This window comes from Actinoallomurus iriomotensis (genome assembly GCF_030269445.1).
Taxonomy (GTDB): Bacteria; Actinomycetota; Actinomycetes; order Streptosporangiales; family Streptosporangiaceae; genus Actinoallomurus; species Actinoallomurus iriomotensis.
Window position 1 is genome coordinate 52375 of the sequence record NZ_BSTJ01000008.1, and the last position, 23485, is coordinate 75859.

A 23485-nucleotide genomic window follows, 5' to 3' on the forward strand; every position below is an offset into this window, starting at 1 on the left:
AGGCGAGCGCTCGTGACCGGGCCGCGCAAGATCGTGTTGTGGCGACACGGTCAGACGGCCTGGAACGTCGAACGTCGCTTTCAGGGCACGACCGACATCCCGCTGGACCAGACCGGCGTGCAGCAGGCGGCCCGCTCCGCCCGGCTCCTCGCCGCCCTCCGCCCGTCCGCGATCGTCTCGTCCCCGCTGCAGCGGGCCAGCGCCACCGCCGGCGCGCTCAGCGAGGTCACCGGCCTGCCGGTCAACCACGACCCGGACCTCATCGAACGCGGCGGCGGCGCCTGGGAAGGCCTGACGAACCACGAGATCCGCACCCGCTACCCCAGCGAGCACGCCATCTGGCAGCCGCCGGGCGGCGAGACCGCGGAACAGGTCGCCAAGCGCTTCGGCGCCGCCCTCGAACGCGCGCTGACCCGCATCCCGGACGACGGCCTGCTCGTCGTGGTCTCCCACGGCGCGGCCGTCCGCATCGGCATGCTGCACTGGCTCGGCTTCCCCGAGGAGCTGTGGGGCCGCTTCGGAGGCCTGTCGAACTGCTGCTGGTCGGTGCTGGAGGACGGTCGCCTCGGCTGGCGTCTGGTCGAGCACAACGCCGGTACGCTGCCGGAACCCGTCCTGAGTGACGACCGTGCCGCGGGTGACGGCTGATCGATTACAGGTATGGCCGTCAGGTCCTATACACTGACGGGGCGTCGCAGGGAGACCTGAAAGACGCGCGGGGCTATGGCGCAGTTGGTAGCGCGCCTCCATGGCATGGAGGAGGTCTGGGGTTCGAATCCCCATAGCTCCACGGGCTGGCTCAACTTACTCACCGCCCCCCTTCGGGGGGCGGTTTCGCGTTGGGCCGCTATTCCTTTTGGGGGGCGACCCCCCATTCCCCCCGATGTGGGGGCTTCGCCCCCACGCCCCCACGTGGCTGGGGTCTCACGAGGGTTTTTGCTCGGGTTGTTCGGATGTCGGGGGTGCCGGGCCCGTTGTCTGGGCCCGGCGGTTCTCTGCCTCTGGTTTTGGCTTGTTGGCTATGGCTGGAGCACCGTTACGGTTTCCATTACCGGGCGGGGGGTGGTCGGGGTGCAGGCTGCGGTTAGTTGGCCTACTCGGGCTACTCGGGCGGTCAGGGCCACGTTGGCGCCGCGGAAGCGGGCCGTACCGGGTGTTCTTGGGGTCCAGGAGCCGAACAGGTCGCCGCTGATGGGTTCTCGTGGTGTTACCGGGCCGCCGGTTCCGGTCATGCGGAACGCGCTCGTCCGTGCGCCGTTGACGTCGATCTCGGCTACCGCGGTCCAGCTGTCGATGGGTACCGGCGTGCGCAGGTTCAGGCGGGAGATGCGCAGGTGGAAGCGGAGCGGCCGGCCCACCGTCGCTTGGTCGGCCGAGGCGGTCAGGCGGCCGTTGATGGTGACCGGGCGGGAGCCCAGCACCGGCACGGTGCAGGTGTAGGTGGCCGAGAAGCTCGACGCCTCCGCTGGCCCGTACGGCGCGACGACCGCGGCGCCGCTGAGCGTGATCGTCGTTGCGGCGGTCAGGGCGTGTCGTCCGATGGATTTGATCATCTTCTGTTCCCCCGTCGAGTTCGGCCTTCCGGACGTCGTGGCCCGGCGTCCGGAAGAGGGTTTCCCCGCGAGATCATCACGACCGTGACCCCCGCCGGGGTCTTTTTACCGGCGGGGGCGAAGATCATCACCTGGCGGTGGCATGACGGTGACGGGAGCCTCCCGTCCCGTCACCTGATCGCGGAACACTCCCTGATGCGTTCGGCGGCGTCCTCGGCCTGCCTGACGCCGGCCTGATACGCGGGCGCCCATGCGGCGCGGTCGCCGACATCCGGGCCGATCGCCTCGGTCGCCTCGGCGTCCGGAACCAGCCGGACGACGATCCGCTCGCCCTCTCCGGCGTCGCTCGGGCCGAAGCCGTGCGCCATCGGCTCGGCGACGATCAGCGTTTCCGCGTCACCGGCCAGGTCGAGGTTGGTTCCGGCCCGGAGCGCGCCGTCGATGTAACGGCGCCCGCCGATGGTGATCGGCGGGGCGGTCGCGGGGAAGGCGGTGCTCGCGGCCACGGCCTCCGGCAGCGACGCGGCGCCCTGCCGGTCCCAGACCACCGCCTCGCCGGTTTCGGCGTCCACCGCCGGGATCAGCAGCGGCCGCGACGGCCACTCCGCTCCGCCGACCAGGGACCGCATCCGGGCGATGACCGCTTCCTCGGCGCCGGTCGTGGCGGCGACGGCGAGCCGGCCGACCCGGCGCGTGGCCTCGGCGCGGTCGATCCCGGTGTCGCCGAGCGTCGCGAACACCTCCGCGAGCTTCGCCGGATCGGGCCGTGCACCGTCCGGGGGACCGGTCGGCGCGGGCAGCGTGGCAAGCCGGTCGAGGTCTTCGCCGCGGGCCAGGATCGCCCCGACGATCGCGCCCGCCGACGTGCCCACGATCAGGTCGGCGGCGCCCAGGTCGACACCTTCGCGGCGTAGCCCCGCCGCCAGCCCGGCCAGCCACGCCGTGCCGACCACGCCGCCAGGCCCCAGAACGACCGCGCTCTGCACTGTCATCGGCTCGCCTCCCCGAGTTCGGGTTCGCGCCTGGGGCAGCGATCACGGCGCTCGTAATTCGATTGCCGGGCCATGTGGGGGCCTCCTACGGTGAACGGCATGACGTGCTTCATGAACATGGTGCGCCGTGGTCGCCTCCGGGCGGTCGCGGCGGGCGTGGGGCTGGCATCCGCTCGTTGACGAGTGGGCCCGCCGTGTCGTCGAGGACGCCCGCGTACGCCCGGGGCAGCTCGTGCTCGACATCGGCGCCGGCCGTGGCGCGCTGACCACCCACCTGCTGGCGGCCGGAGCCCGGGTCGTCGCGGTCGAGCCGCATCCCGGCCGGGCCGAGCGGCTGCGCGAGCGGTTCGCGGGCACGGATGTGACGGTCGTCGAGACCGACGCGCTGGCCCTGCCGCTGCCGCGCCGGCCGTTCCGCGTCGTCGCCAGCCCGCCGTACGCGCTCTCCAGTGAGCTGCTGCGGCTCCTGCTCGCGCCGCGGTCGCGGCTGGTCGCCGCCGACCTGGTCCTCCAGCGTGCGGTGGTCCGCCGGTACACCGAGGGGCGTTCGCGACCGGGCCGCTGGGAGGTCCGGGCCGGCCGTGCGCTGCCCCGCCGCGCCTTCCGCCCGCCACCGCAGGTCGACTCGTCCGTCCTCGTCGTACGCCGACGGCGTTAGGGGCGCCGTCGGGGGCCCGCTCCCGAGCTCTCGCGGACGCGGAGTTCGTGGCTCACCGTCACCTCGCGGGGCGGGGAGTCGACGGCGGCGATGCGGTCGAGCAGCAGGCGCAGGGCCGAGCGGGCGATGCCGGCCTTGTCCGGGCTGATGGTCGTCAGGCTCGGCACGTTGTACCGGCCGTCGTCGATGTCGTCGAAGCCGACGACCGCGACGTCCTCGGGGATGCGGTAGCCGCGGTCGTGCAGCGTCCGCATCGCGCCCAGGGCCAGCGTGTCGTTGAAGCAGAACACCGCGTCCGGCGGATCCTCCAGCTCGGTCAGGTACGCCGCCGCCTCCGCGCCGTCGCGGCGGTGGTACTGCCGGGCGGCCACGATCAGAGATTCCTCCACCGGGAGCCCGGCGTCGTTCAGCGCCGCGCGGTAGCCGCTCTCGCGCATGGTGGCGGTGCCCTGCGCGTACGACGGCTGCGTGCCGATCGCGGCGATGCGGCGACGGCCCTGACCCGCCAGGTGCGCGGTGGCGGTGCGGGCGGCGGCGACATTGTCGATCGCGACGTGGTCGGCGGTGCCGGCCGAGACGCGTTCGCCGAGCAGGATCAGCGGTGTCGTGTCCGTGCGGCGGGCGATGTCGAGGTGGTCCATGGCGACCGGGCTGAACACGATGCCGTCGACCAGCCGGGCGCCCATGCCGTCGACGACGTACTGCTCGCGCTTCGGGTCGCCGCCGGTCTGGTCGATCAGGATCGTGTAGCCGTGCTCCTCGGCGGTGTCGACGATGAGCCGGGCGAGCTCGGCGAAGTACGGGACGTCCACCTCGGACACGGCGAGGGCCAGGATCCCCGTACGGCCGCGGCGCAGGTTGCGGGCGCTGATGTTGGGCCGGTAGCCGAGGTCGGCGATGGCGCGCTCGACGCGTTCGCGGGTCGCGGCGCCGACGTGCGCGCCGTTGATGACGTTCGAGACGGTCTTGACCGACACTCCGGCACGGGCGGCCACGTCCTTCATGCTCGCCGAGCGGCGTCCTGGTTGCGCGGACGTGCTGGTCATCCCCGACCCCCTCTTGTCGCCGGACGAGAGTATATCGATTACTACATCGATGGAAGCTGCACCATGGGCGACATGAGTTACTCCGAGGTGAGGGGTGTACATCGTTTACCTTCGCGAGTATGGTCCCGGTAACTCCGGCCCGGTGAGGAGACGTCGGGCCGGCTCATCGCTGCCGATGAGGGAGGAGACGCCGTGGACCTACGCAGAAAGCTCACCGCGTTCGCCGCGCTGGCGACGCTCGCCGCCGCCGCCGCGTGTGGCGGGTCCGGCACGTCGGACGACAAGAGCGGTGGCACCGTCACGTTGTCGTTCTGGAACGGTTTCACCGGAGGCGACCGGCCCGGCGTCGAGCATCTGGTCGACGAGTTCAACAAGTCGCACCCGAAGATCCACGTGAACATGCAGATCATGCCGTGGGACGTCTTCTACCAGAAGCTGCTGCCCGCCTACGGCGCCGGCAAGGGCCCCGACGTCACGGCGATGAGCGCCAACCAGGTGGCGCAGTACGCCGCCAAGCGCGTCTTCCAGCCGCTCGACGACGCCTTCTCGGCCGGCCTCGACAAGTCCAAGATCGTGCCCGGCGCGCTCCAGGCGGGCCAGTACGCCGGCAAGCAGTACGGCCTGCCGGCGAACTTCACCCCGTTGCTCCTCTACTACAACAAGAAGCTGTTCAAGCAGGCCGGCATCGCGGCGCCGCCGGCCGACTGGAACGAGTGGATCGCCGACCTGAAGAAGCTCACCAAGGGCAAGGGGCCCGGCGGCAAGCCGGCGCAGTACGGCATCACGATGGGCACGCACGAGACGGTCGAGGGCATCCCGATCCTGCTGGCCGGCCAGGGCGGCGGCGTCATCGGCGACGACGGCAGGACGGTCACGCTCGACAGCCCCCAGTCGATCCAGGCCATGACCACGTGGACGAACCTGGTCCGCACGAACCACGTCATGCCGGTGGGCACGTCGGGCGCGGACGCCGACAAGCTCATGCAGTCCGGTGACGCGGCGATGGAGATCAACGGCCCCTGGCTGACGTCCTCGCTGGAGCAGTCGAAGATCGACTACGGCCTCGCGATGGTGCCCGCCGGACCGGCCGCGCAGACGACGCTCAGCGACAGCGTGCAGTTCTCGCTCGGCAGCCGCGCGACCGGCGCGAAGAAGAAGGCGGCCGAGGAGTTCTTCTCCTACTGGAACTCCCGCGACTCCCAGATCTACTTCGCCAACACCACCGGTTTCCCGCCCACCCGTACCGACGTCGGCGCGTCGGACCTGAAGAACCCCAACGTCGCGGTGTTCGCCAAGTACGCGCCGAAGGCCGTGCCGTTCCTGCCCGGTCAGACCAAGTTCGCGCAGATGCAGAGCGAGGTCATCGACCCGGGGTTCGAGAAGATCCTGAACGGCCAGGGCGACCCGGCGGCGCTGCTGAAACAGAGCGCGGGGCAGCTCCGGACGTTGCTGGCGGGGAGCTGACCGGTTCATGCGTCGATCCGGTGTCCGGGCGCGCGGCGGCCTCACGCTGCGCGCCCGGCGCAGCCTCAGCGCGTACGGGTTCATCGCGCCGTCCGTGATCATCTTGGGCGTCTTCCTCGCCTGGCCGATGATCTGGTCGCTGCGCACCTCCTTCTATGAGGCGTCCCAGTTCGCCCCGCCGACGTTCGTGGGGCTGGGCAACTACCGGAAGCTGTTCGCGGACGCGACGTTCCGCGGCGACCTGGTCAACACGCTGGTGTACGCGGCCGTGGTCACGCCCCTCGCGGTCGGGCTGGCGCTGGTGTTCGCGCTGATGCTGCACCGCCGCCTGCGCGGCCGGTCGTTCTTCCGCGCCGCGATCTTCCTGCCCGCCGTGCTGTCGTTCGGCGTCATGGGCATCGCGTGGGACTTCGTGCTCGACCCCAACATCGGGGTGCTCCCACGCTGGCTCCAGCACGTCGGCCTGTCGCTCGGCAACGGCGTGAACGACCCGAACTGGGCGATGGCGTACGTGATGTTCGTCGGGGTCTGGAAGAACGCCGGGTTCTACATGGTGATGTACCTGGCGGGCCTGAGCACGATCCCGAACGACTTCTACGAGGCCGCGGCGATCGACGGCGCCGGGCCGTGGGCGCGGTTCCGCCACATCACGTGGCCGCTGCTGTCCAACACCACGCTGTTCGTGTTCGTCATCGCGGCGATCGCCTCGCTGCAGGCGTTCGACCAGATCTTCGTGATGACGCACGGCGGCCCGTTCTTCAAGACCGAGACGCTGGTGTACCTCGTCTACCGCACGGGCTTCAAGGACTTCGAGTTCGGCTACGCCTCGGCGGTCGCGTGGGTGCTGGTGTTCCTGGTCTTCCTGATCAGCCTCGTGCAGAACTTCTACTTCGGCCGGCGGCAGGTGAAGTACTGATGGTTCGTCGTGTCGGCCTCTACGCCGGTCTCCTGGTGGCCGTTGCGGTGATCGTGCTGCCGGTCGTGTGGATGGTCTTCGCCTCCGTCAAGCCCGAGGCGGACATCACCGGCAACCCCGCACAACTGCTGCCCGAGCACGTCACCACGCAGAACTACCGCGAGGTGACCCGGCAGATCCCGTTCGCCCGCCAGTTCCTCAACTCGATCATCTTCGCGGGCGGCGTGACGGTGTTCTCCCTGGCGTTCAACTCGATGTGCGCGTTCGCGCTGGCCCGGCTGGACTTCCCCGGCCGCCGCGCGCTGTTCATCGCGATCATCCTGTTCCTGATGATCCCGTACCAGGTCACGCTCATCCCGATCTACCAGCTCGTGGCCAAGCTCGGGCTGATGAACACCTTCCCCGGCATGATCATCCCGCGGGCCACGAACGCCTTCGGGATCTTCTTCCTGCGCCAGTTCTTCCTCGGCATCCCGCGCTCGCTCGACGAGGCGGCCCGCATCGACGGGGCCGGCGACTGGCGGATCTACGCCCGGATCATCCTTCCCCTGTCCAAACCGGCCCTGCTGACGATCGCCCTGTTCGACTTCATGTTCAACTGGAACGACCTGCTGTGGCCGCTGATCTTCACCACGAGCACGCGGATGGAGACCTTGCCCGCGGGGCTGGCCCTGTTCATGGGACAGCACGTCTCGCAGTACGGCGTGGTGATGGCCGGGGCGACGCTCACGACCCTGCCGATCGTGATCGCGTTCCTCTTCGTGCAGCGCAAGTTCATCCAAGGCATCGCCACGACGGGACTCAAATGAAGACCGCGACTCTCATCCTCGACCCGGCCTTCCGCGTCGGGCCGGTACGGCCCCGCCTGTTCGGCTCGTTCGTCGAGCACATGGGCCGCTGCGTGTACACCGGCATCTACGAGCCCGGCCATCCGCGGGCCGACGCGGACGGCCTGCGCGAGGACGTCCTGGCGCTCACCCGCGAGATGGGCGTCAGCGTCGTCCGCTACCCGGGTGGCAACTTCGTCTCCGGCTACCGCTGGGAGGACGGCGTCGGGCCGGTCGAGGAACGCCCGGCCCGCCTGGACCTCGCGTGGCAGTCGCTGGAGACCAACGCCTTCGGGCTGCATGAGTTCATGACCTGGGCCGACCGGGCGGGCGTGGAGCCGATGATGGCGGTCAACCTCGGCACCCGCGGCGTCCAGGAGGCCGTCGACCTGCTGGAGTACTGCAACCACCCGGGCGGCACCGCCCTGTCGGACCGCCGCGTGAAGAACGGCCGGACCGAGCCGTACGGCATCGGCCTGTGGTGTCTCGGCAACGAGATGGACGGTCCGTGGCAGATCGGGCACAAGACCGCGACAGAGTACGGCCGGCTCGCCCAGGAGACCGGCAAGGCGATGAAGCTCGTCGACCCGTCGGTCGAACTGGTCGCCTGCGGCAGCTCGAACGGGCACATGCCGACGTTCGGCAGCTGGGAGGCGACCGTCCTCGAGCACTGCTACGACGAGGCCGACTACGTCTCCCTGCACGCCTACTACGGCCAGGACGGCGACCTGCCGAGCTTCCTCGCCTCGGCGGTCGACATGGACGCCTTCATCGACGGCGTCATCGCCACCGCCGACCACGTACGGGCCAAGCTGCGCAAGTCCAAGCGGATCCAGCTCTCCTTCGACGAGTGGAACGTCTGGTACACCGACTCCTTCGAGGGCGGCACCTGGGAGCAGGCGCCCCGGATGAGCGAGGACCTGTTCAACGTCGCCGACGCCGTCGTGGTCGGAAACCTGCTGATCTCGCTGCTCAAGCACGCCGACCGGGTCGGCGTCGCCTGCCAGGCGCAGCTCGCGAACCTCCTCGCGCCGATCCGCACCGAGCCGGGCGGCCCCGCCTGGCGGCAGACCATCTTCCATCCCTTCGCGCACGCGGCGGCGTACGCGAAGGGCGACGCGTTGCGGGTCGTGCTGGACGCGCCGCGGGTGGAGACCGCCAAGTACGGCGACGTGCCGCTGGTGGACGCGGTGGCGACCCACGACGACGACGGTGTCACCGTCTTCGCCGTCAACCGCGACGTGGAGGAGTCCGTCGGTCTCACCCTCGACCTGCGCGCCCTGCCGGGCGTGCGGAGCGCCGAGCGGATCGTCCTGTCCGACGCGGACACGGGCGCGGCCAACACCGAGGCCGAGCCCGGCCGGGTGACGCCCCAGCGGAGTGAGGTCCCGGTGCGGGCCGGTGAGCCACTGCTCGTCGAGCTGCCGCCGGTGTCCTGGAACGTCATCCGGCTCACCGTCTGAGCCCGCCTCTCGAAGGGAAATGATGCATCTCACCCTGGACGGCACCTGGGACCTCATCGTCGGCGACCCGGGGATCGCCGGGCTGGCCGACGCCCCGTCGCGGCCCGTGACCGTGCCCGGGCTCTGGGAGGCGGAGATCGATCCGGCCCTCGACGGTGTGGTCTGGTACCGGCGCACCTTCGACTGCGCGGACCCGTCCGGCCGGTGGACCCTGAGGTTCGGCGCGGTCATGGACGTCGCCGAGGTGTACCTCAACGGCGTCGCGCTGGGCGGCCACGTCGGCGCGTTCACCCCGTTCGAGCTCGACCCCGGTGGCGCGCTGGTCGCGGGGCAGAACGTCCTCGCCGTGCGCGTCACCGACCACGCCCTGGACGACCCGGAGCACCCGCGCACCGCGCACGGCAAGCAGGGCTGGGCCAACCATGCCTTCCCCAGCCCGCCCAGCCTCTACCTGACCTACGGCGGCATCTGGCAGCCGGTCACCCTGCGCCGCCACGGGCCGGTCGCCGTCGACGACGTCTTCGTGGACGGCGACCCGGCGGACCTGACCGTCGCCGTCGAGCTGTCCAACCGCTCGCCGGACACCGCGACCGCGCGCGTACGCGTCGCCGTGCCCGGCGACGTGCGGGAGGCGGAGGTCGTGCTGCCGCCGGGCGGGCACGGCCGTGCGGTCCTCGCCTTCGGCGCGTCGGGCGCGGCGCGCTGGTCGCCCGGGTCGCCGGTGCTGCACGAGGCGGAGGTCACGGTCGCCGCCGGCGAGGAGATCAGCGACACGCGCACGACGCGGTTCGGGCTGCGGACGATCGCCGTCGCGGGCGACCGGCTGCTGCTGAACGGCGAGCCGTACCGGATGCGCAGCGCGCTGGTCCAGGGCTTCTACGCCGGCACCCTGTACGCCGAGCCCGGCCGCGACGCGATCGTCGCCGAGGTCGCCGAGGCCAAGCGGCTCGGGCTGAACACGCTGCGGCTGCACATCAAGGCGTTCGATCCGGTCTACCTCGACGTGTGCGACGAACTGGGCATGCTGGTGCACTGCGACATCCCGGTCGCCGAGCCGATCGCCCACGCCGAGCTCGGCGCGGACGGCGAGGTCGCCGACCGCTGCGCCACGGCCGCCACCGAGCAGGTCCGCCGCGACCGGAACCACCCGAGCGTCGTGCTGTGGTCGGCGATGAACGAGCTCGGCCTCGAATACGAGCCCTCGCGCGCGAGCGACGGGTACGAGGGGTTCGCGCGGCGCATGTACGCGGCGGTCGCGGAGGCCGACCCCACCCGGCCGGTGATCGAGAACGACTGGGTCGACCCCGACCCCGACCGGGTGTTCGCCAGCCCGATCCTGACCGCGCACTGGTACGGGCGGCTGTCGACCGCGTACCTGACCGAGCTGGCGGCCAAGGCCGCCCCGTGGGCGGCCTCGCCGCGCCCGTTCCTGATGAGCGAGTTCGGCGACTGGGGGCTGCCGTCACTGGAGCCGCGCGAGAACGCGCCGTTCTGGTGGTACGGCGACACGCTCAGGGCGGCGATCGAGCGGACGCCCTGGCCGCGTACTGCCGCGGCGTTCGTCGAGGGCACCCAGCGCTACCAGGGCCTCGCCGACCGGCTGCAGATCGAGCTGTTCCGCCGTCACGACGGCATCGCGGGCTGGTGCCTCACCGAGCTGACCGACGTGCCGCACGAGTTCAACGGCCTGTGGAGCCTGGAGCGGGAGGGCAAACCCGCCGCGCTCGCGGAGCTCGCTCTCGCCTGCGAGGACGTGCTGCCGATCGTCGCACGGACCTCCTGGACGGTGGCCGCGGGCGAGGCGGTGGAGCTGCCGGTGTCCGTGGCCAACGACGGCCCGGCGCTGACCGGGGTGACGATCGAGGCCGCCCTGCGCGGCCGTACGGTTCGGTACGGCCCGGTGGACCTGCCCGCGCACACCGCGTCGGAGGTGGCGACGGTCCGCGTGCCGGCGCCGGAGGTGACCGGGACGCACGAGCTGACGGTACGGCTGACCGGCGACGGCGTCACCGTGGTCAACCGGTATCCGCTGCACGTGGTGTCCGGCGAGCCCGCACGGGTGGCGGTCCGGCTCGCCGGTTCCGCGAGCCTGGCAGGTGCGGAGATCGTCACGGACGACGCGGCGCCGCTCGTCGTCGCCGAGGGCGCACTGGACGCCGACAGCGGCGCCCTGGTCGCGGAGTCCCTGGCCGCCGGCCGGCCGGTCCTCGTGCTGGCCCAGGACGCGGACCGGGCGCGGCACCTGCCGATCCCCGCCGAGCTGACCGAGGTGGCCACCGCCTGGGGGTCGACGCCGTTCCTGTTCACGACGGGCGAGCTGGCGGTACCGGCGCTGCCGCCGGCCACCGTCCTGACCACCGAGCCGATGACGATCGTGCCGGACGCGGTGTGGACCCGTCTCGGCGACGGTCCCTTCCCCGAGCACCTGATCGCCGGGATGTGGAAACCGTTCCCGGACGAGATCGCCGGCACGGTCGTCGGGGAGACGCGCGTCGGGCCGGGCCGGCTGCTCGTCTGCCAGTTTCCGCTGCTCACGGCCGCCCGGGAGGGCGATCCGATGGCCACGGCGGTGCTCGCGGACCTGCTGCGTCACCTCGCCGGGCCCGTACCCGCGCTGCGGTCCGAGCAGGACCGGCTCGCCGACGGCCGTGCCATCACCTACTACGCGACGAAGGAAATTCCATGACGGAGCGGAGATACGACCCGACGCGTGGCGAGTGGGTCACCTTCGCCACCCATCGGCAGAACCGTACGTTCCTCCCGCCGGCCGACCAGTGCCCGCTGTGCCCGACCGCGCCCGGCGGTCCGCCGACCGAGATCCCGGCCCCCTCGTACGACCTGGTCACCTTCGACAACCGGTTCCCGTCGTTCACCGCCGACCCGCCGGAGCCGTCGGTGACCGGTGACGCGCTGACCCCCGTCGCACCCGCCGTGGGCCGGGCGGAGGTCGTGGTGTTCACCGAAGACCACGACGCCACGCTGGCCGAGCTGCCGGTCGCCCGGCTGCGCGCCCTCGTGGACGTGTGGGCCGACCGGACGACCGTGCTCGGCCGCCGCGCCGAGATCGGATACGTCTTCCCGTTCGAGAACAAGGGCGAGGAGATCGGCGTCACCCTCAACCATCCGCACGGCCAGGTCTACGGCTACCCGGACATCCCGCCCATCCCGGCGCAGGAGATCGCCGCCGCGCGACGGTACCGAGCCGAGCACGGCTCATGCGTGTGGTGCGACGTGGTGGTACGCGAGGAGACGAGCGAACGGCTCGTCGTCCGTGGTGACGCGTTCGCGGCGTACGTGCCGTTCTGGGCGCGGTTTCCGTACCAGGTGTACATCAGCGCCCGCCGCCACGCGCCGGCCCTGCCCTCGCTCACCGCACCCGAGCGGGACGACCTGGCACGCGTCCTCAAGCGGGTCCTGGTCGCCTACGACGGCCTGTTCGGCTTCTCCATGCCGTACGTCATGGCGGTGCACCAGGAGCCCGCGACCGGCGGCCACGGCGACGTCACGCACCTGCACCTGGAGCTGTCCCCGCCGTACCGGACGGCGACGAAGCGCAAGTTCCTGGCCGGCAGCGAACTGGCCGCCGGCGCGTACGTCACCGACCTGGCCCCGGAGCGCACGGCGGCCGCACTACGCGACGTCCTTTCCCGCGAGACCGCCTCGCCGAACGAGGCCGCGGCCTAGCACCAAACAGTGACGAGGTTGAATTTGTTCGCCGACTCCGAACCGAGGTTCGTCGAGGTCCAGGTGTTGACGGCGCCGGTGTTCCAAAGACTACCGGCGCTGTCCTTGTAGTAGAACGAAATGCTGTTGCCGTAAGTGCGAGCCGATTTCACGGCCATGGAGACCGAGGCCGGCAGCGCGTTGTCGCCACAGTGCGGCACCCGCCACATGGTGCCGTTCCCCCAGGTCTCGGTGAACAGGCACACCGTGCCGTAGGGGCAGCGGTTGTAGTCGGCGTGGGCCGGGCTCGCGGCGATCACCGAAGTCCCCGCGGCGGCCAGCGCCACCACACCGCTCGCGGCCAACCTCTTCATCGTGGGCATGCTCGACCTTCCGTTGTCGCGTGCTGTCGCGAAGAAATTAACGCGGCGTCTCAACGAACGGCGAACAATTCGAAAACTGCTAAAGCGTGACCATTGACGGAGACTCGGCGGCCCACGGTACGTGTCGTACTCCACGCGCCGCGCCGGGACGTGACGAGGGAACAGGTCAGTCCCGGCACGATCGTGCCGGGACTGATGTGGACGTTCAGACGTTCTGCCCCGCGAGTTCGGCCAGGTCTTCTTCGGTCAGGGTGAGAGCCGCGGCGGCGACGTTCTCCTCCAGATGTTCGGGTGAGCCGGTCCCGGGAATCGCGAGCATCGCCGGGGACAGCGCCAGCAGCCAGGCCAGCGCGACCTGGGCGGCGGTGGCGTCGTGCCGCGCGGCGACCTTCGCCAGGCGTTCGGCGTCGAGGGGCCGGTCGCCTCCGCCCAGCGGGAAGTACGGCACGTACGCCACGCCCAGTTCCTCACACTGGCGGAGCAGTCCGAGGTCGTCGGCGTGGTGCACGTGGAAGTGGTTCTGCACCGCCGCGACCGGGGCGATCGACCGCGCCTCCGCGAGCTGCTCCGCGCCCACGTTGCTGATGCCCAGATGCCGGATCAGGCCCTCCTCACGCAGCCCGGCGAGCACGGCGAACCGCTCGCCGAGCGACTCCTCCGGATCCCGTGCCATGCCGCCGATGCGCAGGTAGACCAGGTCAAAACGGTCCAGGCCCAGCGCGCGCAGGTCGTCCTCGACCAGCTCGCGAAGCCGCTCCGGGCCGGCCTGGCTGGACGGCAGGCCGTCGGGACCGCGCAGCGGCCCGACCTTGGTGGCGATCACGAGGTCGTCGGCGTACGGGGACAGCGCCCGGCGGATCAGGTCGTTGGCCTCGACGCCGCCCCACGCGTAGAAACCGGCCGTGTCGATGTGGTTCACTCCCAGCTCGACCGCGCGGCGCAGCACCGCGATGCCGGTCTCCGGGTCGCGCGGCGTGCCGCCGAAGACGCCGACGGGAAGGCGCATGGCGCCGAAGCCCATCCGGCGTACCGGCCGGTCGCCGCCCAAGGTGAACTCGCCGCTCGCGGCGGCCATGATGTTCGTCGTCATGGGCTCAACCCTGCTGCGGAAACCGGGAGGCGGCCATTCGCTGACAGCAAACTGCCATTGCCCCGCGCTCTCGGCCGCCTCAGACTGGAGAACATGCCGAACGACCAGGTCATCACCGTCCGAGGCGAGGGCCAGCTCGCCGCGCGCGCCGGGCACCTGTTCACCGGGGTCAACAAAGAGTTCCTGTGCGCCGCGACCGACATGGACACCTGGTCCCAGCCCTCGACGCGGACCGTCATCGCCGCCCGGATGCAGCCGACGATCCAGCAGAGGGACCTCACCGTACGCAAGCTCTACACCTCGGCCGCGCTGGCCGACGCCGGGCAGCGCGAGCAATTGCTGCAGCTCCTGGGCATCGGCGCCCAGGTGCGCATCTGCGAGGCGGGCCTCCCGCACGAGACCATCATCATCGATCGACGGGTGATGATCCTCGCCGGTCCGTGGGTGCAGGGCGACCGGGAGTTCACCGTGACGACGTCACCGGGACTGATCGGCCCGGTGCACGCGCTGTTCGACGCCACCTGGGAGGCGGCCGCGTCCCTGGCCGACCGGCTGGAGCTGCCGCTCATCGGCCCGGACGGCCGGGCGATCCTGCGGACCCTCGGCGCGGGAATGACCGACGAGGTCGCCGCCCGGAGCATGGGCATCTCGCTGCGCACCTACCGCCGCCGGGTGGCCGAGCTGTTGCGCGCCCTCGACTCGGACTCCCGCTTCCAGGCGGGTCTCCGCGCGGGCGAGCTCGGCCTGAGCCCCTGACCCGCGCGGCGGCCCGTCTCATCCGGTCACAGGTGGATGTCGCCCCGGTGCAGGACCTGGTAGTCGTAGTAGGTGGCCTTGATGGCGTCGTCGCTGTTGTCGTTCGTCAGGTACTCCGCCCAGACCATGAAGTACGTCCACTTCGGCTGCGCGGCGAGCTGCGCCGGCGTGGGAAGCGTGCCCACCTCGGCGAGCGCGATCGGCTTGCCCGGCGCCACCGACTGCATCGCCTGGTAGTACTGGCTCGGCGGAAACGCGTTGTTCCAGCTGTCCAGCGTGGCCACGTCGACGTACGACGCGCCGGGGTAGTAGCCGGAGATGGCGCCGGCGTTCAGGTCCTTGACGTTCCAGACCCAGATCAGGTTGGTCAGGCCCTTGGTGCCCACGAGGTAGTCGTGGGTGAGCTGGTACAGCTTCGCGCTGCCGCCGGGGCCCGGGCGTCCGCCCCACCACGCCCAGCCGTCGTTCATCTCGTGCAGAACCCGCCACAGCACGGGCACGCCGGCGTCCTTGAGGCTCTGCAGGTACGGGACGATCGTGTCGAGGCGGGCTTTCCAGGCGTTGTTCAGGGCCGTGCCGTTGGTGACGAGCTCACTCCACTGGCCGTCGGTCAGGTGGCTCTCGACGCCGCTCTCCCAGCCGCACGGCTCGGCCATGGTGGGCGGGCACATGTGCCACATCAGGGCGACGAGCGAGCCGGCGTTCCACTCGTTGCGGGCCTCGGCCACCATGGTGGCGCGGTGCGCGATGTCATCCTGGGAGTACAGGAAGTCGCCGCCCCACAGCCCGGGATACACGCCGGTGATGTCGTGCACCTTGTCGGTCCAGATGGCGGGCGACGCGTTGGGCTCACGGTTGTGCTGCCCGGAGACGGTGTGATCACCGGAGATCGTCTTCAGGTAGGCGACGACGTCGGCGGCCGTGGCGGCCGGTCGCACGGCACCGGGGCGGCGAGCGCCGGTGGCGATGGGCCGTGCGACGGCGACGGTCCCGGCGTTGCCGGCCGCGGTCAGGCCTAAGGCGGCGAGCAGCGCGACGGCCGCGTACGCCATTCGACGGGTGAGTCGCATTCCGATCCTCCTCATGCTGGCGGACTTGAGGTGGGGTTACAAACCGGTTTTTCCGCTTTGACCAGCGAGATTTAGCCAAGCCATCGGCAGGGGGAGGCCGCTTGCTAAACCGGTTTTGTAAGAGTTGTTTACCGTAATACCATGCCTGGGTGCGGCCGACAACCCCTCGCCTGTGGGGTCATTCGCCGTGGTCGGTGGAGTGTGGCGGACCTCGCGGCCCGGGTGGGAACGACCGCCGCCTCCGAAGGGCGGTCCGCAGCGTTCGTGCGCTCGCGCCGCACGCCGTTCAGGCCGCGGTCACCTCCGGGGGCTCCTCGCATTTCAACCTGTCCGCCGGGACTTCGATGACCGTCCCCGGGCCAGCCGCCACCACCCGTCACCGGCGTGACCCCGTGGTTCCACAAAGAGACCCGTTCGCTACGGGCCCCAGGGGAGGAGCACCTTCGCCGATCTCGCGTCCACTCGAGGTCCAGCGGCATGAGTGGAACGCTCGGACCGGGGGTGGCTACTCGGCGAGGGTGTCGAGGATCTGCTGGCCGTACTTTGCCAGCTTGTTCTCGCCGACGCCGTTGACCGTGCTCAGCTCCTCCAGTGAGGACGGGCGTACGGTGGCGATCTCGCGGAGGGTCTTGTCGTGGAACACGACGTACGGCGGGACGCCCTGCTCCTTCGCGCTGGCCGCGCGCCAGGCGCGGAGTTTCTCGAAGACGGGTGCCGCCTCCTCCGGCAGCTCGGCGGCGGCGGCCTTCGCGGCCTTGGCGAGTTTGGCCTTCGGGGTGCGTTCGGGCTCGCGGCGCATCAAGACCTCGCGTTCGCGGCGGAGCACCGAGGCGCTCCCGTCGGTGAGCGCCAGCGTGCCGTGGTCGGGCTCGACGGCCAGCAGGCCGCGGGCCAGCAGCTGCCGGACGACGCCGCGCCATTCGTTCGCGGACAGGTCGGCGCCGACGCCGAACACGGTCAGCTCGTCGTGGTCGAACTGGATGACCTTCGGCGTCTTCTTGCCCATGAGGATGTCGATGACGTGGCCGGCCCCGAACCGCTGCCGGCGCTCACGGTCGAGCCGGTACACCGCCGACAGCACCTTCTGGGCGGCGATCGTGCCGTCCCAGGACTCGGGCGGCGTCAGGCACGTGTCGCAGTTGCCGCACGGCTTGCCCTCCTGGCCGAAGTAGGCGAGCAGCTGCACCCGCCGGCACTCCACCGTCTCGCACAGGGCGAGCATGGAGTCCAGGTGCCGGCCCTGCCGGCGCCGGTGCGCGTCGTCCCCGTCGGATGTTTCCACGAGCTTGCGGAGCTGGACGACATCCTGCAGGCCGTACGCCAGCCAGGCCGTCGACGGCAGCCCGTCACGCCCGGCGCGGCCGGTCTCCTGGTAGTAGCCCTCGACCGACTTGGGCAGGTCGAGGTGGGCGACGAAACGCACGTCGGGCTTGTCGATGCCCATGCCGAACGCGATCGTCGCCACGATGACGACGCCGTCCTCGCGCAGGAACCGCGCCTGGTTGGCCGCGCGCGTGCCGGCGTCGAGGCCCGCGTGGTAGGGGAGCGCCGGGATGCCGTTGGCCACCAGGAACTCGGCGATCTTCTCCACGGAACTGCGCGACAGGCAGTAGACGATGCCCGCGTCGCCCGCGTGCTCGGTGCGCAGCAGCTCCAGGAGCTGGCGCCTCGGCTCGGTCTTCGGGGTGATGCGGTATTGGATGTTCGGCCGGTCGAAGCTCGCCACGAAGTGACGGGCGTCTTCGAGCCGCAGGCGGCCGGCGATCTCCTGGTGGGTGGCCGGGGTGGCGGTCGCGGTGAGCGCGATCCGCGGCACGTCGGGCCAGCGCTCGTGCAGGGCGGACAGCGCGAGGTAGTCGGGCCGGAAGTCGTGCCCCCACTGGGAGACGCAGTGCGCCTCGTCGATCGCGAACAGCGCGATGTCGCCGCCGTCGAGCAGCTTCTGCGTCGACTCCAGCCGCAGCCGCTCCGGCGCGAGGTAGAGCAGGTCGAGCTCCCCGGCGCGGAACGTCGCCTCCACCACGCGCTGCTGGTCGTAATCGAGCGAGGAGTTGAGGAAGTCGGCCCGTACGCCGAGGGCGCGCAGGGCGTCGACCTGGTCCTGCATGAGCGCGATGAGCGGGGAGACGACCACGCCGGTGCCGCGCCGTACGAGAGCGGGGATCTGGTAGCACAGGGACTTGCCGCCGCCCGTCGGCATCAGCACGAGGGCGTCGCCCCCGGCCACGACGTGCTCGATGATCTCGCCCTGCCCCTCGCGGAACTCGTCGTAGCCGAAGACCCGTCGCAGCACCTGCGACGCGTCGCTGTCGTGGAGATCGAGAGCCGGGGCGGTCATGCGGCCACTTTAGAAGGCGCCGGGGACGCTCGCGGGCCGAAGGGCGGGGTTGTGGACAACTCGGCGCCGGGGCCGAGACAACCGCACGGATCCGTACGACAATGGCCCGGCACGGATCACGCGCGAGCACGGACCGCGCGGCAGAGGCTCGGGACACCGCCGATACGGTTGGGGCCGGAGTGCCCGATGCCTCGACCGCGTGGAGGAGTTCGCGGGTGAACCAGACCCAGATGGTCGACCAGTTGGTGGAACAGGTGGCCAAGGTACGGAACCGCGCACGGCCGTGGCGGTCCATCTTCGCGCTGCTCCTGGCCGTGCTCGCCATGATCGGATCGATCCTCGCCCGCCAGCATTCACGGGACGTGCACGGCAGTCTTCCGCTGGAGATGGCCGCGGCGGGCTGCGCCGCGGCGTTCTTCGTGTTCGGGTTCGGCGCCACGCTGGGGCTGTCCGGGCGGGCGCGCGACATCCTGCTGCCGCGCATCGGCAACGCGCACGCGACGATGGTGCGGTTGCTGATCGTGCTCATCGCCGGGCTCGCCACCCTGGTGCTCACGATGCAACTGCTCAGCCTGCCCGTCGGGCAGCTCGTGCTCGGCGGCGCCCTGACCGGTGTGCTCGTCGGCATCGCGGCCCAGCAGACGCTCGCGAACCTGTTCGCCGGCATCATCCTGCTGCTGTCCAAGCCGTTCGTGGTCGGCGACGACGTGCATCTGTGGTCCGGGCCGCTCGGCGGGGAGTTCGACGGCACGGTCCTGGAGATCGGCCTGACGTACGTGCGGATCGAGGCCTCGGACGGGGAGTACCGGCTGCCCAACGCCCAGGTGCTGTCCGCCGCCGTGGGGCCGCGCGTCTCCGCGCCGCCGGCCGCCACCGCGACGGCCACCGGCGTGATGGCCACGGCGCAGGCGCTCCCGGCCGAGGCCGACCCGGCCCAGCCCGCCTCCGCGCCCCAGACCGTGCACATCGCGGCCCAGACCCACGACGGCGATGCCCCCGAGGAGCCCGGGCCGCGTTAGCGCGAGCGGTCCAAGGAGAGAGCAGGCCGAAGACGCCGTTTCCCCTCGCGTCGTGTGTCGTTCGTCGAATGGACCGGGGCACAGTAAGGTCGGAGGGCGCGGGCCGGCGGCCCGCGACGGGTCAAGCAGCGGCCCGGGATTTCCTCGATCCCGGAGGCCGACGATGTCCGCCCGCGTTCCCGACCTGACGGTCGAACGCCTCACCCGCACCGAGCGCCGTCCTCACATCGGCGTACGCACCGGGCGGCCGCTCAGCCACGCCCCTCGGATCGCGCCTCCCCAATGAGCGACCCGACCACGACCCCGCCGGCGCGCGGGGAGTTCGTCACGACCGATCCGGAGTCGGCGCGGGAGTACCTGGCCGGCGCGTACGGGACGGGCCTGCGCATGGCTCCCACCGCCGTACGCCCCCGGTTCCGGTTCGTCCGGGTCGACGCCGGGCCGTTCACGGTCGACGAGCTGCAGATGCCCGCGGACCTCGACTTCGACGCGGACGCCGTGGGCAGGCTCATCGTGACCCGGATCGACGCCGGCGCGATCGAGCGTCGCTCCGCGGGCTCGCGGGAGCGGTTCGCGGCCGGGGAGATCTACGTCAGCGCCCGCCCCGACCTGCCGTACTCGGCCCGGACGCTCGGCCTCGAGGCGCAGACGGTGACGCTCGACCTGTCCCTTCTCCGGCACGTCGCCGGCGCGCCCGACGGCGAGGCGCCGGGTCCCCTCCGGTTCGACGACTTCCGGCCCGTCACGCCCGCGGCGGCCGAGAACTGGAAGCGCACCGCGGCGTACGTCACGGAACGGCTGCTCACCAACGCCGAGGCCGCCGCGCAGCCGCTCATCATCGGCAACGCCGCCCGGCTCCTGGCCGCCTCGGCCCTGACCGCCTTCCCGAACACGATCGTGCCCGCCCCGGCGCCGCGAGACCGGGCCGACAGCACGCCCGCGATGCTGCGCCGCGCCATCGCGTTCATCGACGCGAACGCCGACCGTGACATCAGCGTCGCCGACATGGCCGAGGCAGCCCGCGTGACGCCCCGCGCGCTGCAGTACGCCTTCCGGCGCCACCGCGGCACCACGCCGACCGCCTATCTGCGGCGGGTGCGCCTGGCCCGCGCGCACGAGGACCTACGGCGCGCGGACCCCACGCGCGGCGACACGGTGACCGCCATCGCCGCGCGCTGGGGATTCCTGCACTTCGGGCGCTTCGCCGCCGAGTACCGGCGGGCGTACGGGCAGACGCCCCGGACGACGCTGCACAGCTGATCAGGCGGCGACGTGGGCCGCCGACTCCCGCAGCGACGCCAGGACCGCGGGCACGTCGTGGTGGAGCAGCCGGCCGTCGCGCTTGACCACGCGGCCCGCGACCAGGACGGTGTCGACGCAGCTCGTGTCGGCGGACAGGACCAGGGCGCCGACCGGGTCGTGCGCCGGCGCCGTCGCGAGGGAATCGGCGCGGACGAGCACCAGGTCGGCCTGCTTGCCCACGCGCAGCGACCCGGTCACCTCGCCCAGGCCCACCACCTCGGCGCCCTCGATGGTGGCCATCCGCAGGACGTCGCGGGTGGTGACCTCCGAGCCGCGGGCGCGTTCGAGCGTGTACGCCGCGCGCATCAGGCCGAACATGTCACCCGGTCCGCTCGCCACCGTGTCCGCGCTCAGGCCGGTCGGCACGCCGGCGGCGCGGGCCCGGCCCGTCGCCGGGTAGCCGATGCCCAGCTCGACCTCGACCAGCGGTGACACCGACGCCGTGCCGCCGCTGTCGGCGATCCGTTTCAGGTCGTCGTCGGTGTAGTGGTTCGGGTGGACGTAGGTGATTCCCGGGCCGAAGAGGCCGTTCTCCCGCAGGAACGCCAGGCCGCGCTCGGCGCTGTCCCGGCCGTGGCCGCCCATGTGCACGGTCACCGGCAGCCCGAGGTCGCGGGCGAGCCGCCACTCGTGCGCGGCCAAACCCTCGCCGGCGATCTCCGGGCCGAGGGCCGCGACCGCCAGAGTCACCAACGGGTCGACGCCGGCGTACGCACGGTGGACGCGGCGGCCCTCCTTCGCGATCCCCTCCGGGCCGTCCGGTCCGCCGTAGCAGTAGCCGAGGACGGCGCGGATGCCCGAGGCGCGGAGCGCCGCGACCGTCGCCTCCGTGTGCGCGGGGGAGAACTGGACGTGCGACCAGTCGAGCAGAGTCGTGATCCCGGCGTTCAGGCATTCAAGCGCGCCGGCCAGATTGCCCGCGTACACGTCCTCGGGCCGGTGTCGCGGCGCGAGTCCGCCGAGGACGCGCTCCAGGTAGCCGGGGAAGGAGATGTCCGGCGCGATGGCGCGGATCGTCGCCTGCCAGGTGTGCCGGTGGGTGTCCACGAACCCCGGCAGCACGATGCGCCCGGTCGCGTCGATCACCTCCGCGCCCGGCGGGGACGGCAGGCCGGTGCCGACCGCGGAGATCAGGCCGTCCTCGACGAGCACGTCGGTGTGGCCGGTGACGGAGGGGAGGGGGTCGGTGTCGAGTACGGCGGCGGCGCCCCGCAGCAGGATGTTCATGGGCGCATAGCTTATGGAAAAGCTTTCGCGAAAGCTATATCCGTGGACAGTATCGTGGACCCGTGTCAGACGACGGGATCCGCGACGAGGTCGACGCCCTCGTGCCCGGCTGGGCGGCCGAGCTGCCGCCCCGGCTCGTGGCGGCCCTGGAGCTGAGCAAGCGCCTGTCCCGCGTGAGCGGCCTGTTCGAGCAGGCCATCCGCGCCGAACTGGGCGAGCTCGGGCTGACCTACGCCGAGTTCGACGTGCTCGCGGCGCTGAACCGCACCGGCCCGCCGTACCGGCTCAAACCGAGCGAGCTGTCCCGGTCGCTGTTCCTGACCTCGGGCGGGATCAGCAACGTCCTGCAGCGCCTGGAGGCGGGTGGCCACGTCGAACGCGGGGCGAACCCGGGCGACGGGCGCAGCCGCTGGGTCGGGCTCACCGGCGCTGGGCGCGAGCTCGTCGCGACGGCGCTCGACGCCTCGGGCCGCGCCCACCTGGAGGTCCTCGCCGGTGTGCCGGACGAGGCCGTACGCCACGCGGCCGACGCCCTCCGTGACGTACTGGCGATCGCCGGCCGGCGGTCCGTCCGCTGAGGCGCCGCCGTCATGAACCCGCGGAGCACGGCGGCCGTTGTTTCCAGTGAAGGCCGCTGACGGATCGGAGGACGCCCTGCGCCAGGTGGTGATCGCGGAAGCGTTGAACGGACTCTCGCGGGATCACCGCGAGGTCCTGACCGAGACCGTCATGCGGAGGCGTACGGTCAACGAGGCCGCGGATATATTGGGCCTGCCGGTGAGCATCGTTAAGAGCCGGGTCTACTACGCGCTCCGGGCATTGCGCATCCTGCTCGAGGAGCGAGGGGTGACGACATGAGCGTCGAGCACACCGACGTCGGTGCCTACGCTCTCGGCCTGCTCGAAGACGACGACCGCCGGGCGTTCGAGCAGCACGTGACCGGCTGCGCCGAATGCACGGCCGAACTCCACGGCCTCGCCGGCATGCGGGCCCTGCTCACCGGCGTCGGCCCGGTCGAGGCCGACGACGGCGACCTCCCCGACGGAGTTCCGGACCTGCTGAGCCGCCGGAGGCGCGAGGACCGCCGCCGGCGACGCGGCACGCTGGTGATCGGACTGGCGGCCGGCGTCGCGCTCGTCGCCGGCGGAGTCACGGCCGGCGCCGCCCTCGTCTCGCCGGGCGGCGGCACCCACCAGCACGGCAGCCCCGCCGCCGACGTTCTCGCCAAGGGCACACGCCACACGGCCACCGACCCGACGACGCACGCCGTGGCCGTGGTGGCGACCCGGCCGGAGACCTTCGGCACGGAGGTCGGCCTGGATCTGGCCGGCGTCCGCGGACCGCTGACCTGCCGGCTGGTGGCCGTACTCCGGTCGGGACGGCAGCAGGCGGTCACCGAGTGGGCCGTGCCGCCGAAGGGCTACGGCGTGCCCGGCTCACGAGCCCACCTCCAGGTCCACGGTGGCATCGCGGCGTCGCCGGGCGAGGTGAGCCGCTACGACGTCCTGATCGAGGGCGGCGGCCGACTGGTGAGCATCCCCGTCTGACGGGCACGGCGCGCGGCTCGGTGCGCCCACTGTTACGGAAGGCAGGCCAGACCGGGAGAGCAATTGGGGTCGGCGGGTCGGTGCGGCGTCTGGGCCGGTGCGTCTGGCTGTCGCCGCGCTGGGTGGTGCCCAGCGCGGCGGAACGGCGCCGGGGCGAAACTCGCTGGCCGG

Annotated in this window: 22 protein-coding genes and 1 tRNA gene; 15 read left to right on the forward strand and 8 right to left on the reverse strand. The window is 71.6% G+C overall.

The window, feature by feature from the left end; genetic code table 11:
- Positions 1-12: 12 nt before the first annotated feature.
- Entirely contained in the window at positions 13-648 is a 636-nt protein-coding gene (locus QSK37_RS29805; protein WP_285627704.1) for a histidine phosphatase family protein, read from the forward strand.
- A gap of 69 nt (positions 649-717) precedes the next feature.
- Positions 718-790: transfer RNA gene (locus QSK37_RS29810), tRNA-Ala, on the forward strand.
- Between the two features lie 229 nt (positions 791-1019).
- Here the strand turns inward: QSK37_RS29810 and QSK37_RS29815 are convergent.
- Both QSK37_RS29815 and QSK37_RS29820 read right to left on the reverse strand, forming a co-directional pair.
- Entirely contained in the window at positions 1020-1553 is a 534-nt protein-coding gene (locus tag QSK37_RS29815) for a hypothetical protein (protein WP_285627706.1), read from the reverse strand.
- Positions 1554-1723: 170 nt separating this feature from the next.
- Complete coding sequence (locus QSK37_RS29820) at positions 1724-2545, reverse strand: patatin-like phospholipase family protein (RefSeq protein WP_285627708.1); 822 nt, start codon at positions 2543-2545, stop codon at positions 1724-1726.
- Positions 2546-2672: 127 nt separating this feature from the next.
- Between QSK37_RS29820 and QSK37_RS29825 the strand changes: the two genes are divergently transcribed.
- Complete coding sequence (locus QSK37_RS29825) at positions 2673-3203, forward strand: rRNA adenine N-6-methyltransferase family protein (protein WP_285627711.1); 531 nt, start codon at positions 2673-2675, stop codon at positions 3201-3203.
- Here the strand turns inward: QSK37_RS29825 and QSK37_RS29830 are convergent.
- Positions 3200-4249: a LacI family DNA-binding transcriptional regulator gene (locus QSK37_RS29830; protein ID WP_285627714.1), complete on the reverse strand. Its 1050-nt coding sequence runs from the start codon at positions 4247-4249 to the stop codon at positions 3200-3202. The two genes, QSK37_RS29825 and QSK37_RS29830, sit on opposite strands and share 4 nt — an antisense overlap.
- A gap of 192 nt (positions 4250-4441) precedes the next feature.
- On the opposite strand from QSK37_RS29830, the gene QSK37_RS29835 reads away from it, so the two are divergent.
- The 6 genes from QSK37_RS29835 to galT are packed head-to-tail and all read left to right on the forward strand — an operon-like array spanning position 4442 to position 12603.
- A complete protein-coding gene (locus QSK37_RS29835; protein WP_285627717.1) occupies positions 4442-5713 on the forward strand; it encodes an ABC transporter substrate-binding protein in 1272 nt (423 codons plus the stop codon).
- Between the two features lie 7 nt (positions 5714-5720).
- Positions 5721-6629 (forward strand): carbohydrate ABC transporter permease, encoded by a 909-nt coding sequence (locus QSK37_RS29840; RefSeq protein WP_285627720.1) that lies wholly within the window; start codon positions 5721-5723, stop codon positions 6627-6629.
- A complete protein-coding gene (locus QSK37_RS29845; protein WP_285580495.1) occupies positions 6629-7438 on the forward strand; it encodes a carbohydrate ABC transporter permease in 810 nt (269 codons plus the stop codon). Before QSK37_RS29840 ends, QSK37_RS29845 begins: the two co-directional genes overlap by 1 nt.
- Entirely contained in the window at positions 7435-8919 is a 1485-nt protein-coding gene (arfA, locus tag QSK37_RS29850; protein WP_285627723.1) for an arabinosylfuranosidase ArfA, read from the forward strand. Before QSK37_RS29845 ends, arfA begins: the two co-directional genes overlap by 4 nt.
- Positions 8920-8941: 22 nt before the next feature.
- The gene (locus QSK37_RS29855; RefSeq protein WP_285627725.1) at positions 8942-11605 is read left to right on the forward strand and encodes a glycoside hydrolase family 2 protein; all 2664 of its coding nucleotides are present in this window, start codon (positions 8942-8944) and stop codon (positions 11603-11605) included.
- Positions 11602-12603: a galactose-1-phosphate uridylyltransferase gene (galT, locus tag QSK37_RS29860; RefSeq protein ID WP_285627727.1), complete on the forward strand. Its 1002-nt coding sequence runs from the start codon at positions 11602-11604 to the stop codon at positions 12601-12603. The genes QSK37_RS29855 and galT overlap by 4 nt, the downstream gene beginning before the upstream one ends.
- On the opposite strand, the gene QSK37_RS29865 is transcribed toward galT, so the two are convergent.
- Positions 12600-12965, reverse strand: a complete 366-nt coding sequence (locus QSK37_RS29865; RefSeq protein ID WP_285627730.1) for a hypothetical protein — start codon at positions 12963-12965, stop codon at positions 12600-12602. The genes galT and QSK37_RS29865 overlap by 4 nt on opposite strands.
- A 205-nt stretch (positions 12966-13170) precedes the next feature.
- Positions 13171-14055, reverse strand: coding sequence for an oxidoreductase (locus QSK37_RS29870; RefSeq protein WP_285627733.1), 885 nt, complete (start codon positions 14053-14055; stop codon positions 13171-13173).
- Between the two features lie 93 nt (positions 14056-14148).
- Here QSK37_RS29870 and QSK37_RS29875 point away from each other — a divergent pair, with 93 nt between their 5' ends.
- Positions 14149-14811 carry a helix-turn-helix domain-containing protein gene (locus tag QSK37_RS29875; RefSeq protein ID WP_285627735.1) on the forward strand — a complete coding sequence of 221 codons (663 nt, stop codon included), beginning with the start codon at positions 14149-14151 and terminating at the stop codon, positions 14809-14811.
- Between the two features lie 26 nt (positions 14812-14837).
- Here the strand turns inward: QSK37_RS29875 and QSK37_RS29880 are convergent, their stop codons facing one another.
- Positions 14838-15881: a glycosyl hydrolase gene (locus QSK37_RS29880; protein ID WP_285627738.1), complete on the reverse strand. Its 1044-nt coding sequence runs from the start codon at positions 15879-15881 to the stop codon at positions 14838-14840.
- 505 nt (positions 15882-16386) lie between these two features.
- A complete protein-coding gene (gene recQ / locus QSK37_RS29885) occupies positions 16387-18219 on the reverse strand; it encodes a DNA helicase RecQ (protein ID WP_285627740.1) in 1833 nt (610 codons plus the stop codon).
- A 215-nt stretch (positions 18220-18434) separates the two neighbouring features.
- Between recQ and QSK37_RS29890 the strand changes: the two genes are divergently transcribed.
- Together QSK37_RS29890 and QSK37_RS29895 are read left to right on the forward strand one after the other, a co-directional pair.
- Entirely contained in the window at positions 18435-19238 is an 804-nt protein-coding gene (locus tag QSK37_RS29890) for a mechanosensitive ion channel domain-containing protein (RefSeq protein ID WP_285627742.1), read from the forward strand.
- A gap of 282 nt (positions 19239-19520) precedes the next feature.
- The gene (locus QSK37_RS29895; RefSeq protein WP_285627744.1) at positions 19521-20498 is read left to right on the forward strand and encodes a helix-turn-helix transcriptional regulator; all 978 of its coding nucleotides are present in this window, start codon (positions 19521-19523) and stop codon (positions 20496-20498) included.
- On the opposite strand, the gene QSK37_RS29900 is transcribed toward QSK37_RS29895, so the two are convergent.
- Positions 20499-21767, reverse strand: coding sequence for an amidohydrolase family protein (locus QSK37_RS29900; RefSeq protein WP_285627746.1), 1269 nt, complete (start codon positions 21765-21767; stop codon positions 20499-20501). It lies immediately after the preceding gene.
- Positions 21768-21829: 62 nt separating this feature from the next.
- On the opposite strand from QSK37_RS29900, the gene QSK37_RS29905 reads away from it, so the two are divergent.
- From QSK37_RS29905 to QSK37_RS29915, 3 genes are read left to right on the forward strand one after another with little or no spacing between them, the layout of a single operon-like run.
- The gene (locus tag QSK37_RS29905; RefSeq protein WP_285627748.1) at positions 21830-22345 is read left to right on the forward strand and encodes a MarR family winged helix-turn-helix transcriptional regulator; all 516 of its coding nucleotides are present in this window, start codon (positions 21830-21832) and stop codon (positions 22343-22345) included.
- A gap of 46 nt (positions 22346-22391) precedes the next feature.
- Positions 22392-22625: a sigma factor-like helix-turn-helix DNA-binding protein gene (locus QSK37_RS29910; protein WP_285627750.1), complete on the forward strand. Its 234-nt coding sequence runs from the start codon at positions 22392-22394 to the stop codon at positions 22623-22625.
- Positions 22622-23314, forward strand: coding sequence for an anti-sigma factor family protein (locus QSK37_RS29915; RefSeq protein WP_285627753.1), 693 nt, complete (start codon positions 22622-22624; stop codon positions 23312-23314). Before QSK37_RS29910 ends, QSK37_RS29915 begins: the two co-directional genes overlap by 4 nt.
- Positions 23315-23485: the final 171 nt, after the last annotated feature.